Source organism: Ruminococcus sp. (assembly GCF_024684275.1).
The window spans coordinates 49,717-65,501 of record NZ_JAIKXF010000096.1 but is presented as its reverse complement, the minus strand read 5'-3'; the positions used below and the strand labels follow the sequence as shown (position 1 = coordinate 65,501).

The window sequence follows — 15,785 nt, the reverse complement described above, 5'->3', positions numbered from 1 at the left end:
CTGTTTATCTGATTAGTATGAGCAGATATATGGTAAATATCAGTGTTCCTGCCGATAAAGCGGAAAATATGCTGAAATAAGAGATACAGGCTATAAGGGAATATTTCTGTACATATACAGTGCTTGTGTCCTCTCTGTCATAGAGGAGAGTCAGCGGCTGTTTATTCATTTTACGTGAAGCAGCCGCATAATCACGGATAGCCTCCTCGTGGTAAACTCCGTCCTCAGTAGTATAGCCGAATATAGCCCGGGCGTTCCTGCCGCAGAGCTGCCAGCGCAGAAATCTGCCCTCTGTGCGCAGACCTTCTTTTTCAAGCCTTATGCATTTTTTCAGGCTGAAAAAAGCCGAAAGCGTTAATACTGCCATAAATCCGTTGACAGCAGCCGCCAAAGCTATTATCGGGCTGATAATAAAGGTTATGGCAGTGAGCAGGGCTATGCAGACAAGAGTTATCAGCACTATTTTCAGCATTTTCTTGGGCTGATTCAACGCAAAATATATGACAGGTATGCTTATAATGGTGAGCATGACTATATTTCCCCATAATTTGGGATCTATGAAAAATGCAGGCACCACCAGTGCGGCGATGGCTCCCAGCACGATAAAAAGTGCTGAAAGCGAGCCTTTTATGTCATTTTTGAGCAGTCTGAAGAATACTGCGAAAAGGCAGCCGAGAAGCACTAAGCTTGGTACAGCTGCAAGTGCTATCAGACCGTAATCCTCTAAGATCTCCTTGAATCGCTCCGAAAAGCTGAGCAAACAGATGAAATCCATCATATTTCCGCCTTAAAGCATTACCTTGTCTGCTATTTCTCTTTCAAGGTCGTCTATATAGCTGTCCGTCTGGCTTACAGAAAAGCCCGAAGCAGGCAGAAACAGTATTTTTGCCTTTCTCAGCGGCATATGTCTTATTTTCAGCAGCTCTGCGTTTATAGCTGCATCGGAGATCATCATTCCGCTTATCCTGTCGATAAGCGCATTATAGGCGTCTATCTTTGCGATGACGTCCTTTTTGACATAGCCCCCCAGCACGGTGTCAAAATAAATCTCATTTCCCATAATAACGCTCCTTTCAGAAAGCGCTGTCCTTTATTTTAATGCCTTTGTGATACTTTTTTCAAGGTCTGCGATGTATGCGTCGGTGTCCTCAGCTGAGAAGCCTATCTTGCCGAAAAATCCTCCCTTTTCTTGTCTCAGGGGAAGCTGACGTACCCTGTCAAGCTCGGGGAGTATCTTTGAGCTGTCAATGCCCTGTTCTGCCATCATAAGCAAGGCATTGAGCGCATCGAGCTTCGTAAGGACATCAGTTTTATTATATCCGCCTTTAACATTTTTGAGCACATCATATCTCATAATACATTTTCCTTTATTTACAGCCGAAAACTCAGCCAAGTATCTCCTTGACCTTTAATTCGTTCTGTACCAGTTCAAGATCGTTCTTTACCATGCGCTCTACCAGCTGTGAGAAGCTTATCTCACGCTTCCAGCCGAGAGTCTTTTCAGCCTTTGAAGGATCGCCAAGAAGTATATCTACCTCAGCAGGACGGAAGAACTTCTTGTTTACTTTTACGATAGTCTTGCCGTTTGCTTTGTTGATACCTATCTCGTCAACGCCTGTGCCCTGCCACTCTATCTCGATGTCAAGGTGCTTGAAGGCAGTCTCTACGAATTCACGGACAGTTCTTGTCTCGTTTGTAGCGATAACGTAGTCATCGGGCTTGTCCTGCTGGAGCATGAGCCACATAGCGCGGACGTAGTCCTTTGAGTGTCCCCAATCGCGCTTTGAGTCCATATTTCCCAGCTCCATATACTCCTGTACGCCAAGCTTGATGCGTACAGCGGCGTCGGTTATCTTACGTGTAACGAACTCGATGCCGCGGCGCTCTGACTCATGGTTGAAAAGGATACCCGAGCAGGCAAAAAGGTTGTAGCTCTCGCGGTAATTCTTTGTTATCCAGTGTCCGTAGAGCTTAGCAACGCCGTATGGGCTTCTCGGATAGAAAGGAGTGGTCTCCTTCTGAGGTATCTCCTGAACCAGACCGAACATTTCAGATGTGGATGCCTGATAGAAGCGAGCCTCGGGCTTTACTATGCGGATAGCCTCCAGCATATTTGTAACGCCGAGAGCGTCTATATCTGCTGTGCCGAGAGGTGTGTCCCAGCTTGTAGCAACGAAGGACTGAGCAGCAAGGTTGTATACCTCGTCAGCCTGTGATATTTTCATAGCGGAGATAAGTGATACAGGATCGGTCATATCAGCATAGATGAGGTGGACCTTGTCCTTGAGGTGAGCGATATTGCCGTAATCAACGGTAGCCTTTCTTCTCCAAATACCGTATACATTATAGCCCTTTTCCAGAAGGAGCTCTGCGAGGTAAGAGCCGTCCTGTCCTGTGATTCCTGTAATAAGTGCGTTTTTCATTATATTTTACTCCTTTTATTCAAATCTGAGCTGTAGGGGGCGATGTCCGCATCGTCCCGAAATGCCGCATAATAATTGTCAATTATATAAATTCTGTTCTTTCCTGCTCTTTGAGCTGAGCAATGACCTTCTTTACGTCCTGAGTATTGTTCTTTGAGCATACCAGCAGGACGTCGTCGGTATCGACGATGATGATGTCTCTTGTTCCCACTGCTGCGATAAGGCGCTTGCCGCCGCAGACCGTAGTGCGCTTTGAATCTATGGTGATAACATCGCCGTCGATGTAATTATTGTCGTCGTCGGTCTCGTTGATACGCTCGACAGCCAGCCAGCTTCCCACGTCGTCCCAGCCGAAGCTTCCCGGGATAGTGTAGATATGCTCAGCCTTTTCCATTATGCCGAAGTCAACGGACTCGCTTCTGAAAGCGGTGAACTCCTTGACGAGAACGTCAGTGAACTCAGGTGTGCCGAAAGCCTCTCCGATACGTACAGCTCCCTCATATATATCAGGCATGAGAGCCTTTAAATTGTGCATGATGGAGGATATTTTCCATACGAACATACCGCTGTTCCAGAGATACTTGCCGGAAGCAAGATACTCCTTTGCAGTGGCAAGGTCGGGCTTTTCAACAAAGCGCTCAACAGCGTAAACGTCGCCCTTCTCCTCGCCGAAATTGATATAGCCGTAGCCTGTTTCGGGATACTCGGGGGTAATGCCTATTGTGACGAGGCAATTATCGTTTTCAGCAGCCTTTATAGATTTTTTGAGGGTGTTGATATATATTTCCTCATAGCCGATGAGGTGGTCTGAGGGCAGCACCAGCATGACTGCGTCCTCGTATCTGCGGTTGATAACTGCTGCTGCAAAGGCTATGCAGGGGGCAGTATTTCTTGCACACGGCTCTGCTAAGATATTTTCTCGCGGAATATCAGGGAGCTGTTCCTGCACAAGGGCTGTATAAGCCGCATTTGTGACGATGTAGATGTCCTCAGCCTCAACAATGGGCATAAGACGCTTTACGGTTTTCTGGATCATGGTCTCTCCGTCCTTGGTGAGGGAGAGGAACTGCTTTGGAGTAGCGTTTCGGCTCTTTGGCCAGAAGCGCTCGCCCCGTCCGCCTGCCATGATGACTGCGGTGGTTTTCATTGCTTGTTGTTCTCCTTTTTTTCGCTGTTCTTCGCCGCAAGGAGCAGCTCCTCGGTTTCGGCGTTGTTCTTGGGCGGGAAGAACATTGTCTTTAATGTCATTAGTATTATTTGAAGGTCGAGACGTATTGAGTAATTTTCTATATACATCAGGTCCATTTTCAGCTTGTCATACGGTGTTGTGTCATAGGCTCCCGTGACCTGAGCATAGCCTGTAAGGCCAGCCTTGACTTTGAGTCGGAAGCCGAATTCCGGCATATCCTTTTTGTACTCCTCGGTTAGCTCGGGACGCTCGGGGCGCGGTCCGACAACGGACATATCGCCTTTGAGGATATTAAGGAGCTGAGGAAACTCGTCCACGCGGAATTTTCTCAGTATCTTTCCCACGGGAGTTATACGGTCGTCCTCCTCTGAGGCAAGACGAGGCTTGCCGTCCTTTTCGGCGTCAACTATCATGCTGCGGAACTTATACACGTCGAACTCCCTGCCGCCTAAGGTAAGGCGCTTCTGCTTGTAGAATACGGGGCCGCCGTCGTAGAGCTTGACTGCCAGAGCGGCAATGAGCATGAATGGTGCCGCAGGAATGAGCGCAACAAGTGAGAAGATAACATCGAATATGCGCTTTAAAAGCTGCTGCTCGAAATCAAGCCCGTAATTTCGGCAGAGCATGAGAGGGGTGTCAAAGAGGCGGATATCGTCTGCGCCTCTTATTATAATATCGGAAATTTTCGGGGCGATATACGCACGTTTTGAGTGCTCGAAGCAGAATTTGAGGTAATCGTTTCGCTGCTCGGCGGGGATGTCGCATACTATAGCGCCCTCGTACTTCATAATGAGCTCGCGGACCTTTTCCTCGGGTTCGTTGATGCTTATGGACTCGCAGATCATATACTTGTCCACGCGCTGGCTCATTTTAAGGACTAAAGCCGCCGCCTGATGACTGCCGTAGATGATGACCAGTTTTCTCGGCGGATATATCATGAAGTACAGTTTGCCTGCAAGGAGAGTCCATAGGGCTATGACTCCCATATCAACACAGCTCATTGCGACAATGGGCATGACTGCCATGAAATGTCGTCCTATGAGGCTTATGAGAAAGTATGAGACCGTATTCACGCATATCATGGATATCATCTGCGCATAGAGCATATCGGTCTTTTTCAGGTAGCCCAGCTTGAAGCCGCCGTATGCTCGGAAAAAGAGCCATACCAGCAGGCAGTATATGGCGATGAGCACCCAGTTTCCTCGTCTGTAGTAGGGAAGCACTATCTCGCCGCTGTAGTTTTTGTACCATATAAAGGCAAAAATGCCGGTTATCATGGCAAGAAGCAGTATTCCCGAAATAAAAGTGACGAATCTTTTATATAAATCTCTGTTTTTGTTCATAATTCCTATCCGTCTGTGACGGACGCAGTCTCCTTGTGATCTGTATTCTTATCTCTATGTGCCGCAAATAGCGGTACAGAGTTATTATAGCAAATCTGAAAAGACCTGTCAATATAATTTGACATATTTGGCAATAAATGAAAAACTATTATTGCGTTTTGCACAAAAGAATTTTAGAAAATTACGGCTTCAGCTCTGCGATATGGTACAGTTTGGATAATAATGCCCGATTATCTCGCGCCAGCTTTTTCCCTGTGCAGCCATAGCGTCTGCTCCGTACTGGCTCATGCCGACACCGTGACCGTAGCCTTTGGTTGTAATGACGATCTCATCGGGTTCATAGCGCACCTCAAAGGCGGCGGAGCGGAGGTCAAGTGCGGAACGCACCTGACCTCCTGTTACGGTGTGTCCCTCGACGGAGGCTTCCAGTACTGTTCCGGAATCGGAGATCGTAAGTACCCTGAGCCACTGCGATACATCATCACCGAGGGACACGCCGTCGAAAGCCGCTTCAAGAGCGGCTTTCAGCTCCGCCGCCTTATAGCGCTTGTCCTCTCGGAATTTTGGCGCTGTCAGATCGGAGCGGCTGTCAACCTCCACAAGATATTCCACCGGAGCTCCCCAAGCGTTTTCGGCACTTTCGGTAAAGCCTGAGGACATTGAGTGGAATGCGGCGATAATAGGTGTGTCATCGTAGGTGATTACGTAGGGCAGTACTTCGTCGGCAGCAGCGGCAATTTTCTTGTAATTTTCATCGAAATGCTCCCCGAAAGCCTCTTTTATCCGGTCTTTTGTGTAATAGCCCTGATATTTCCCGGTATCATTGGAGAAATCGGCTCCCTTCAGCTCCGGCGAGGGACTTTCCTTTTCGCGCAGCCTCTGGCGTTCAGCATAGGTATGGGCGGCTACAGCCTGAGCCTTCAAGGCTTCTTCACCGAATGAAGCAGGCATTTCTGCACAGACAGCTCCGATGACGTATTCGCGGACAGGCACTTTCAGCACCCTGCCGCTCTCGATGTCGAGAACCATGTAGGGCTCTGCTGAAAAGCGGGATGTTTCGGCAGTTTTTTCGCTGTCAGCAAATATCCCGCTTGTCTTTACAGTCTGCTCTGCATCGTTCTGGCTGTTTTTGCTGCGCGTAAGCACGGGGATTGCAGGAAGTACGGTTACGGATACGATGAGCAGTAATGCCGAGATAAGCAGCTTTTTCATAGGTTTCTCCTTTCAGCACAATATACAAGAACGTATGTTTTATAACAGTTCTTTATATTGTAAATACCATTTGACATTATAATTAATATGGTGTATAATTGAGAATGAATATGTTTTAGGAGTGTGATCGTGATGCCGTCATACATTTCAGGCGCTAACATTACAGATTTATGCGGGAGACTTGCGGATAATTCCGTTATCGATCCAAAGCTTTATGAAAAATATCATGTCAAGAGAGGACTTCGCAACAGCGACGGCACAGGTGTTATGGCAGGTATCACCAATATCTGCAACGTTCACGGCTATGTAGTCAACGAGGGCGAAAAGGAACCTATCCCCGGACAGCTTATATACAGAGGCTATAACATTAACGACCTTGTTGAGAATGTTGAGGCGGATGACCGCTACGGCTATGAGGAAACAGCTTTTCTGCTGCTTTTCGGTCATCTTCCGAATGAGAAGGAGCTCAAGACCTTCAGCTCATATATTTCAGTGAAAAGAGATCTCCCCAACGGGTTCGTTGAGGATATGATACTTAAAGCTCCGTCAAAGAATATCATGAATAAGCTGGCTCGTTCGGTACTGGCTCTGTATTCCTACGATGATGAGTGTGAGAACAAGGGCCTTGAAAATGAAATGCGCACTGCGGTAAGCCTTATCGCTAAAATGCCTGTCATCATGGCTAACGCTTATCAGGTAAAGCGCAGAGTTTTCGATAACCAGAGCATGATAATGCACCCGATAAACTATGAGGAGAACACCGCACAGTGTATCCTTTCGCTGCTCCGTCCCGACAGACAGTATACAAAGGACGAGGCTCAGATGCTGGATCGTCTGCTCATGCTGCATGCTGAGCACGGCGGCGGCAATAACTCAACATTTACCTGCCGTGTTCTCACATCATCGGGTACTGATCCGTATTCGGCTTATTCCTCGGCTATTTGCTCTCTGAAGGGACCGCGTCACGGCGGTGCTAACCTTGCCGTTATCAATATGCTCGACAACTTCGAGGCTAATATCAAGCATTGGGATAATGAGGGCGAGGTAGCCGACTATATGCGCAAGACTATCCGCAAGGAGACCAACGACCACTCGGGTCTTATCTACGGTATGGGACACGCGGTATATACTATCTCTGATCCCCGTGCCGTTATATTGAAGAAAAAGGCATTCGAGCTTGCAAAGGGCAAGGAGATCGAGGCAGAGTTCAGACTTCTCGAAACTATCGAGAGACTTACTCCCGAGATATTCCTCGAGCTCAAGGGCAGCTCAAAGGCGATGTGTGCTAACGTTGATATGTATTCGGGACTTGTTTACCGTATGCTCGGTATCCCCGACGAGCTCTTCACACCGCTGTTCGCTATTGCGCGTATGGCAGGCTGGGCTGCTCACCGCATGGAGGAGATACTCACAGGCGGAAGGATTATCCGACCTGCTTACAAGGCTATAGCAAAGGAAAAGGAATACATTAAGCTTTCCGAGCGCGAATGAGCTCATATCCTATGAAAAAGATAACAGCTTTCATTACAGCCCTCTCAGCGGCTGCGGCTCTTACGGGCTGTACCTTCGGTGCAAGCATAGATACCCTTATGACTCCGCCTAAGCTCGGTCCCGAGCAGGAGCAGATATACTCAAAGCTGACAACTTCTCTGAACACATCGAATATAAGCCTTAAATACCCAAAGTCCGGCAAGTATCTATCGGCGTTCATAATCGAGGATATTGACGGCGACGGCGGCAACGAGGCTCTTGTGTTCTACGAGAGGAACAACCATGCAGCCGACGAGAATCCACTGCATATAAATGTCCTCGACAAAAAAGAGAACGGCGAATGGACCTCTGCCTATGATATCCCTGCCGCAGGCAGCGAGATAGAGGAGGTCAAAATATCAAAGCTTGGCTCAAATGACCGCGTGAATATCATCATCGGAACCAGTATGATAAACCGTACAGAAAAGAATGTTTCGATATATACCTATACCGACGGCAGATTACAGGAGCCGCCTACGTTCTCAAAGTCAAAGTCCTATGCCTTTTTCGACGTGGCAGACCTTGACCTTGACGGACAGTATGAGCTTTTCAGATTAATGGGAGCTACAGGCGAAAATGAGGCTATGGCTGAGGCTTTCAAGCTTGACGACGGCGGTACATACCACAGGTCCTTCCTTGAACTCAGCGATAATTTCAATGATTTTGACATCAGCTACGGCAAGGTGGGCAATTCCGAAATGGGCATATATATCGACGCTCAGGCAGGTGCAGGCTATGTTCAGACCGAGGTCCTTTACATGAAGGACGGCGCCCTGCACAAGGTATTCAGCACCCCCGAGAGTTCTGCGGAAACTATCCGCCCCTCAGGCTGCGGAAGCTTTGATGTTGACGGTGACGGCAGCATAGAGATACCCGTACAGGTAACAGCTCCGGGCTACGGGGATTCTCCCGAGAGCGAGCAGCTCAGACTGACTGAGTGGAAGCAGGTTAAAGGCGTCGATAAGCTGGAAACGCTCTATACCTCATATTACAGCGTAAATGACGGTTATATTTTCCTTTTTCCAGAAAAATGGGTGGGGAAGGTCACTGTAAAGCGCGATGTGGTCAATGACGAGATAGTTTTCTGCGCTTTCAAGGACGGAAACATGGGCAGAGAGCTGCTGCATATCTTCTGCGCAGAGGACGTACCCTCACGGGAGGACAGAATATCAGGCGGCTATATGCTCATGCATACAAAGGGCGATTCGGCTTACCTTGCCCGTATACCGCAGAATGCGGATACAGATGACGACGGACTTTCCATAACCTCGGGCGACGCGGCTGTGGGATTCAGATACAGAGACTGATACACCAAAGGAGTGAACACTGATGAAACGTATACTTATATGCGAGGACGAGGATACTATCCGCGAATTCGTTGTCATAAACCTCAAACGTGCAGGCTATGATGTGGTAGATGTAAACTGCGGAGAGGCTGCTCTGAAGACCTTTGAAGCTGAGCACGGCAATTTCGATATCGTCCTGCTTGACATTATGATGCCCGGAATAGACGGCTTTACGGTCTGCAAGAAGATACGTGAAAAGAGCTCGACTATCGGTATTATCATGCTTACTGCAAGAACTCAGGAAATGGACAAGGTAAGCGGTCTTATGATAGGCGCTGACGACTATATCACCAAGCCATTCTCACCGTCTGAGCTCACCGCACGTGTTGATGCTATATACCGCCGTGTATGTATGAGCTTCATCAAGACTGAGAAGCAGTCAGTCATCGAGAGCGGACCTTTCGTACTCAATTTAAAGAGCAGGACCGTTACTAAATACGGAGAGCCCATAGAGCTGACTCAGGTGGAGTATCAGATACTGGAATTCTTTATGAACAATAAGAACACCGCACTCGACCGTGCAAGCATACTCAATCATATATGGGGCGAGAGCTACTACGGCGACGATAAGATAGTCGATGTAAATATCAGACGTATCCGCATGAAGATAGAGGAGGAGCCCTCAAACCCGAAGTATATAATTACTATCTGGGGCTACGGATATAAGTGGAATGATGCACAGTAATGGCTAAAAAAAGTATCACAAAGCGCTGGATATTCAACAACTTAGGTGTTGTTGTGCTGTCGCTGCTTGTAATAGATATGGCGATAATCTATGCGATACAAAACTATTTCTACAGCTCTGCAAGGCAGTATCTTGTGTCAAAGCTCAACGCCGTAACGAGTGTGCTTAGTATGCATTCTCAGGACAGCTCTGCAAATTTCTCGGCAGAAATGAGAAAAATGCTTGAGACCTTCAATGAGAAGGACAAGATAGAGCTCATGGCTATAAACTCAAAGGGCAGAGTAGTTCTGACCTCATCGGGATTCTCTCCCGACGCCGACGATATTCTGCCTGACTATGAGGAGGCTCTTGAAAAGAACGAGGGCTATGACGTTTACAGGCTGGGCGGCGGCGAAAAGGTGCTTGCAGTATCCGTTCCCATAACCTCTATGAGCAACGAGTACAGCGCAGTCCGTATGGTAACGTCACTGACAGAGATAGACAACACCATAAAGAGCTATTCAGCTATGGTGACTATGGTCTGTGTGACTATCATACTGATAATCGTCATAACAGGTCTGTATTTCGCAGGCTCTATCGTCAGACCTATAAGACAGATAAGCGGTATCGCCCGTAAATTCGCAATGGGCGACTTTACCACACGTATAGAGAACGACAGCGACGACGAGATAGGCGAACTTTGTACCGCCATAAACAATATGGCTGACGAGCTTTCCGCTACTGAGGCTATGAAGAATGAGTTCATATCATCGGTATCCCATGAGCTGAGAACTCCTCTCACCGCTATAAAGGGCTGGGCGGAGACTCTTATGATAGACGGCGGCGGAAGTCCCGATACCATGAAAAAGGGCGTCGGCGTCATCGTCAATGAAACTGAGAGACTTTCGCAGATGGTAGAGGAGCTTCTTGACTTCTCACGTATGCAGAGCGGTCATTTTACACTGCAAAATGCGAATATGGACATACTCGCCGAGCTCGGTGACGCTGTGCTCATATACAGCGACAAGGCAAGACGCGATAATCAGGAGATAATCTACGACGAGCCCGATATGCTCCCCTTTGTATTCGGTGATAAAAACCGAATAAGACAGGTATTCATCAATGTTATCGACAATGCGCTGAAATATTCATCAGCAGGTGATACCGTAACTATAAGAGCATACGAAAAGGGCGGAAATATCATAGTTTCCGTAAAGGATACGGGCTGCGGCATCAAAAGCTCAGACCTTGCAAAGGTCAAGACAAAATTCTATAAGGCAAACCACACCCGCCGCGGTTCGGGTATCGGACTTGCCGTTGCAGACGAGATAATCAGTATGCACGGCGGCTCACTTGATATTGACAGTGAGGGCGAGGGAATGGGTACGACTGTTACCATAACTCTTCCTGCGGTAAAGCAGTGAAGACGATCTATAAGGTGAAAGTATGGGAAAGAACAATACAACACAGGAAAAATTCAAATCAAAAATAGGCGGACAGGCTCTTATTGAGGGCATAATGATGCTGGGACCGAATATGGGCGCAATGGCTTGCAGGCTCCCCGACGGCACTATAGACCTTGAAACATGGGACGAGAACAACGGCAAGAACGCCCCGTGGTATAAAAAGGTACCGCTGGTAAGAGGCTGTACAAGCTTTGTGACTTCTCTTGTCAAGGGATATAAGTATATGATGAAGTCTGCGGAAAAGCAGATACCCGAGGACGAGGAAGAGGACGGCAAGGAAAAGAAAAAGCCGGCAGAGGCAGAGAAAGCTGCTGAAACAGCCGGGGCAAAGGCAGAAAGCGCTGCCGAGGGCACAGCTGCAAAGGAAAAGTCTGAGAAAAAAGAGGATTCGGTATACGATATAGTAATGTATATCGGAATACTCATAGGTATCGTTATGGCTTTCGGACTCTTTATATTCCTCCCAAAATGGATAGTGGGACTTATCCCTGCAATCAAGGAGCACCGCTTCCTGCGCTCTCTCCTTGAGGGAATAGTGAAAATAGTCATCTTCGTTCTGTATATGTATATTATCAGCCTTATGAAGGATATAAAGCGTCAGTTCATGTATCACGGCGCAGAGCACAAGACCATTGCCTGCCATGAGGCGGAGCTTCCCCTCACAGTGGATAACATCCGCAAGCAGACACGCTTCCATAAGCGCTGCGGTACGAGCTTTATATTCATAGTTCTCATAGTCAGCATTTTCGTGATGTGCTTTGTGCCATTTACTGTAACATGGCAGAGAATCATTGCCTCACTGGTGCTGCTTCCGCTGGTTGTCGGTATATCCTATGAGTGCATACGCCTTGCAGGAAATAACGACAACGCATTTACACGCATACTTTCCGCTCCCGGACTTGCTATGCAGCGCATAACCACCAAAGAGCCTGATGACAGCATGATAGAGATAGCAATTGCTGCCCTTACTCCATGTATCCCAAAGGATAAGGAGGAGGACAGGTGGTAAGCCGAAAGGAGCTTTTTGCTCGGTGCAGGGCGCTTATTGCCATGCGTGACGATGATACTGCCGATTTCGATACAAACTGTATCTTTCAGGATATGCTGGGAGAAAAAAATCCCATGTTTGCTCCTCAGTTCCCCGTGCCCGATGACAAGGTGCAGGAGATACTCTCACTTGCGCAGAGGCGCTCGGAGGGCTATCCCTTGCAGTATCTTCTGGGACAGTGGGAATTCTGGGGCTGCAACTTCAAAATAGGCGAGGGAGTACTTATTCCGCGCCCCGATACGGAAACTCTTGTGGAGCAGGTGCTTGACATCTGCCGCAGAGAGAAAATGACAACACCAAAGATAGCCGATCTTTGCAGCGGCAGCGGCTGTATCGCAGCTGCCCTGAAAAAGGAGCTCCCCAATGCGGATATCTATGCTGTGGAGCTGTCAGATAAGGCTCTGACATATCTGCGGCAGAATATGGAGCTTAACGGCTGCGATGTTCATATAATACAGGGTGACGTGCTGGACAGCAGCACCGCGGAAAAGGTCACGGAGCTTGATATACTGGTCAGCAATCCGCCATATCTTACAGCTCGGGATATGAGCGAGCTGCAAATAGAGGTACAGCATGAGCCTGCGTCAGCCCTTTTCGGCGGCGAGGACGGTCTGGATTTCTACAGAGCCATGACGAAGCTGTGGAAAAGCTCCATAAAGCAGGGCGGCTTCATAGCCTATGAATTTGGCATGGGACAGCATGATGACGTAAAGGCTGTACTCGAAGAAAACGGTTTCACTGACGTTGAATTGCGCCGTGACGGCGGCGGAATAATCAGGACAGCAGCCGCTGTAAATCAAAATTTGCAATGCAAATTTTGATTAAGTTTAGAGTTGAGAGTGAAGAGTTGAGAGTTGATGTGTTCGCTCCGCTCACATAATTTAAATAATATCGCCGTAGGCGATACTATAACTTTCAACTCTCAATTCTCAACTCTCAACTAATGTATTTTAATAGACATACGGTGAATCTATAAAAATATAGAAAGGATAAGCCATGAAAATAGCGGTGTTTTCAGATGTTCACGGAAATCTCAAAGCCCTTGAAGCAGTTCTTGAACAGATAAAAGCAGCCAAACCTGATAAAACAGTGTTTTTAGGTGATATTTTTCAGCGCGGTAATTAGGAGTTTGAATGCCTTGAGCTGCTGAGAGCAAGTGATATAGTTTGTTTAAAGGGCAACTGCGAGCTTTATGCACAGCACGGAGTCGATGTTGATCCCGATGTTGAGCATCTCAGGGCTTATTACGACGGAGTGAGGGAAAAGCTTACCGCAGAGCAAATGGATCTTATCAGTAAAATGCCCCTGTTTTATGAAATAGAAAGCAGCGGACATAAGATCCATTTTTCACATTTCCTGTTTGCGGATATTGAAAAGCCGTATCCTTTTTTACCGCTGTCAAGCCTGAAGGACGGCTCCTTTGACAAGGCTTGCAAAAGCCGTGACGTAAAAAAATACGACCTTGCTGTTATCGGTCACTGTCATGAGAATTTTGTGAATGGAAATGTTGTTTCCGTTTCGGCTTCGGGACTTGATGGCGCTTCATGGCTCCTTATCGAAGTCAATGAGGATTCAGTCGACTTTGAGCACATAAGCCTTTGTTGAGTTGAGAGTTGAGAGTGAAGAGTTGAGAGTTGATATTTTCGCTCTGCTCACATTAAATAAAATTAGGAATTCCGAATTATATTCAGGAAATTTAAAGGTTAATATACTATAATATATACGGAGGAAATACCAATGGCAAAGAAGGAACTTGCTAAAAAGCCAACAGTTGTGAGAGTTACCACTAAGGAGGACAAAAAAACTGCCCTTGACGGTGCTCTCAAGCAGATAGAAAAGAAATACGGCGCAGGTGCTGTAATGCGCCTCGGACAGACAAAAACTCTCAATGTTGACGCTATCCCCACAGGCTCAATGACTCTGGATATGGCGCTGGGTATAGGCGGTGTGCCGAGAGGACGTATCGTTGAGATATACGGTCCCGAGAGCTCAGGTAAGACTACTGTTGCGCTTTCAATAGTCGCACAGGCTCAGAAGGCAGGCGGCGAGGCTGCATTCATCGACGTTGAACACGCTCTCGATCCTGTTTATGCACAGGCTTTAGGCGTAAATATCAATGACCTTCTGGTATCGCAGCCTGACAGCGGTGAGCAGGCTCTGGAGATCGCAGAGGCTCTTATCCGCTCGGGGGCTATCGATGTAATAGTCCTCGACTCTATCGCAGCTATGACTACCCGTGCCGAGATAGACGGCGAAATGGGTGATCTTCACGTTGGTCAGCTGGCAAGGCTCATGTCACAGGCTATGAGAAAGCTGACTGCTGCTATATCAAAATCCAACTGCGTGGCTATCTTCATCAACCAGATACGTGAGAAGATAGGCGTTATGTACGGAAACCCCGAGACTACTCCGGGCGGACGTGCTCTCAAGTTCTATTCCTCTGTCCGTATCGAGGTAAGAAAGGGCGAGGTCATCAAGTCGGGAACTGACATCATAGGTGCAAATACAAGGTGCAAGATAGTTAAGAACAAGGTAGCTCCGCCATTCAAGGAGTGTCAGTTTGACCTGATGTACGGTACGGGTATCTCCCGTACAGGCGAGGTGCTTGACCTTGCGGTAGACCTTGATATCATCAAAAAGGGCGGCTCGTGGTTCAGCTACAAGGATCAGAAGCTGGGACAGGGACGCGATAACGTCAAGGAGCTTCTCCAGAATGACGAAGCCCTCATGAAGGAGATAGAGGAGCAGATACTGGCTCATAAGGACGAGCTGAATGCCGCTCCTGCAAAGAAGAGCAAGCCTGCCGAAAAAGCAGCCGCTTCCGAAGACAGCTCAGCCGAGGGAGGCGCTCCCGAGACCGACGAAGATGTTCTTGCAAGCTTCGACGAGGATTTTGAGGAATTTACTCCTGCTGAGGAATAATGAAAATAACCTCATTAAGCAAATACAAGGGCTCGACCTATGAGGCTGAGCTTGATGACGGGCGAAAGCTCTATCTCCATGCGGATATAATCACCGATTTCGGCATACACGCAGGCATGGAGACAGACCGCGATACCCTGAAAAAAATCGTCTATGCCTCAAACTTCCGCAGAGCCTATCAGCGGGCGCTTTACCTGCTGGACTACAGGGATTACACATATTCGGAAATGTTCAAAAAGCTGGTGGAGAACTACAAGAGCGAGGCTCTCTGCACCGCGGTGATGAAAAGGCTCACTGAGCACGGCTTCATCGACGATGAGCGCTATGCCGAGCGTATGGCGCGAAAGCTGGTGGAGATAAAGCATTTCGGCTTCCGGCGCTGCAAGCGTGAGATAATGCTGAAGGGCGTTGACCAATTTATCGCTGAGGACGCCCTTGCGCCCTACAGCGAGGTGTTCGGCGAGAATCTTATGGAGCTTCTCCGCACAAAGCATTCCCGATATTTAACAGATATTGAGGACAGAAAATCAATAGAAAAGGTCAAGAACGCTCTGGTGCGGTACGGCTACGATTTTTCGGAGATAAACCGCGCTGTCAAGGAGTATTTCGAGAGTTCGGCTGACCTTGAGGAGGAAAACTGAC

General features: G+C 47.9%; 17 protein-coding genes. 10 read left to right on the top strand and 7 right to left on the bottom strand.

From position 1 onward, the window contains the following. Window positions 1–4: 4 nt before the first annotated feature. From K5677_RS11140 to spoIID, 7 genes are all read right to left on the bottom strand, one after another. Entirely contained in the window at window positions 5–778 is a 774-nt protein-coding gene (locus K5677_RS11140) for a hypothetical protein (RefSeq protein ID WP_296727987.1), read from the bottom strand. Between the two features lie 9 nt (window positions 779–787). Next, window positions 788–1,060: a hypothetical protein gene (locus K5677_RS11135; protein WP_296727986.1), complete on the bottom strand. Its 273-nt coding sequence runs from the start codon at window positions 1,058–1,060 to the stop codon at window positions 788–790. Window positions 1,061–1,090: 30 nt separating this feature from the next. After that, entirely contained in the window at window positions 1,091–1,354 is a 264-nt protein-coding gene (locus tag K5677_RS11130) for a hypothetical protein (RefSeq protein ID WP_296727984.1), read from the bottom strand. 31 nt (window positions 1,355–1,385) lie between these two features. Beyond that, entirely contained in the window at window positions 1,386–2,423 is a 1,038-nt protein-coding gene (gene gmd / locus K5677_RS11125) for a GDP-mannose 4,6-dehydratase (RefSeq protein WP_296727982.1), read from the bottom strand. An 82-nt stretch (window positions 2,424–2,505) separates the two neighbouring features. Continuing rightward, complete coding sequence (locus K5677_RS11120; protein ID WP_296727981.1) at window positions 2,506–3,570, bottom strand: mannose-1-phosphate guanylyltransferase; 1,065 nt, start codon at window positions 3,568–3,570, stop codon at window positions 2,506–2,508. Beyond that, window positions 3,567–4,955, bottom strand: coding sequence for a sugar transferase (locus K5677_RS11115; protein ID WP_296727978.1), 1,389 nt, complete (start codon window positions 4,953–4,955; stop codon window positions 3,567–3,569). The genes K5677_RS11120 and K5677_RS11115 overlap by 4 nt, the downstream gene beginning before the upstream one ends. A 189-nt stretch (window positions 4,956–5,144) precedes the next feature. After that, window positions 5,145–6,167: a stage II sporulation protein D gene (gene spoIID, locus K5677_RS11110; protein WP_296727976.1), complete on the bottom strand. Its 1,023-nt coding sequence runs from the start codon at window positions 6,165–6,167 to the stop codon at window positions 5,145–5,147. Window positions 6,168–6,299: 132 nt separating this feature from the next. Here spoIID and K5677_RS11105 point away from each other — a divergent pair, with 132 nt between their 5' ends. The 10 genes from K5677_RS11105 (at window position 6,300) to K5677_RS11060 (ending at window position 15,784) form a co-directional block, all read left to right on the top strand. Beyond that, window positions 6,300–7,658: a citrate synthase gene (locus K5677_RS11105; protein ID WP_296727973.1), complete on the top strand. Its 1,359-nt coding sequence runs from the start codon at window positions 6,300–6,302 to the stop codon at window positions 7,656–7,658. Between the two features lie 11 nt (window positions 7,659–7,669). Then, the gene (locus tag K5677_RS11100; protein WP_296727971.1) at window positions 7,670–9,004 is read left to right on the top strand and encodes a hypothetical protein; all 1,335 of its coding nucleotides are present in this window, start codon (window positions 7,670–7,672) and stop codon (window positions 9,002–9,004) included. 22 nt (window positions 9,005–9,026) lie between these two features. Further along, on the top strand, window positions 9,027–9,728 hold the full coding sequence (locus K5677_RS11095; protein ID WP_296727969.1) for a response regulator transcription factor: 702 nt from the start codon (window positions 9,027–9,029) through the stop codon (window positions 9,726–9,728). Then, window positions 9,728–11,131 (top strand): HAMP domain-containing sensor histidine kinase, encoded by a 1,404-nt coding sequence (locus K5677_RS11090; protein ID WP_296727968.1) that lies wholly within the window; start codon window positions 9,728–9,730, stop codon window positions 11,129–11,131. Before K5677_RS11095 ends, K5677_RS11090 begins: the two co-directional genes overlap by 1 nt. Before the next feature lie 22 nt (window positions 11,132–11,153). After that, window positions 11,154–12,182 carry a DUF1385 domain-containing protein gene (locus K5677_RS11085; protein WP_296727965.1) on the top strand — a complete coding sequence of 343 codons (1,029 nt, stop codon included), beginning with the start codon at window positions 11,154–11,156 and terminating at the stop codon, window positions 12,180–12,182. After that, window positions 12,176–13,042, top strand: a complete 867-nt coding sequence (gene prmC / locus K5677_RS11080) for a peptide chain release factor N(5)-glutamine methyltransferase (protein WP_296727963.1) — start codon at window positions 12,176–12,178, stop codon at window positions 13,040–13,042. The genes K5677_RS11085 and prmC overlap by 7 nt, the downstream gene beginning before the upstream one ends. Before the next feature lie 175 nt (window positions 13,043–13,217). Then, entirely contained in the window at window positions 13,218–13,346 is a 129-nt protein-coding gene (locus tag K5677_RS11075; RefSeq protein ID WP_296727962.1) for a metallophosphoesterase, read from the top strand. Between the two features lie 156 nt (window positions 13,347–13,502). Next, window positions 13,503–13,826, top strand: a complete 324-nt coding sequence (locus K5677_RS11070) for a hypothetical protein (protein ID WP_296727959.1) — start codon at window positions 13,503–13,505, stop codon at window positions 13,824–13,826. A 132-nt stretch (window positions 13,827–13,958) separates the two neighbouring features. Beyond that, window positions 13,959–15,143, top strand: coding sequence for a recombinase RecA (recA, locus tag K5677_RS11065; RefSeq protein ID WP_296727955.1), 1,185 nt, complete (start codon window positions 13,959–13,961; stop codon window positions 15,141–15,143). Next, window positions 15,143–15,784 (top strand): RecX family transcriptional regulator, encoded by a 642-nt coding sequence (locus tag K5677_RS11060; protein ID WP_296727951.1) that lies wholly within the window; start codon window positions 15,143–15,145, stop codon window positions 15,782–15,784. The genes recA and K5677_RS11060 overlap by 1 nt, the downstream gene beginning before the upstream one ends. The last annotated feature ends 1 nt before the right edge of the window (window position 15,785 follow it).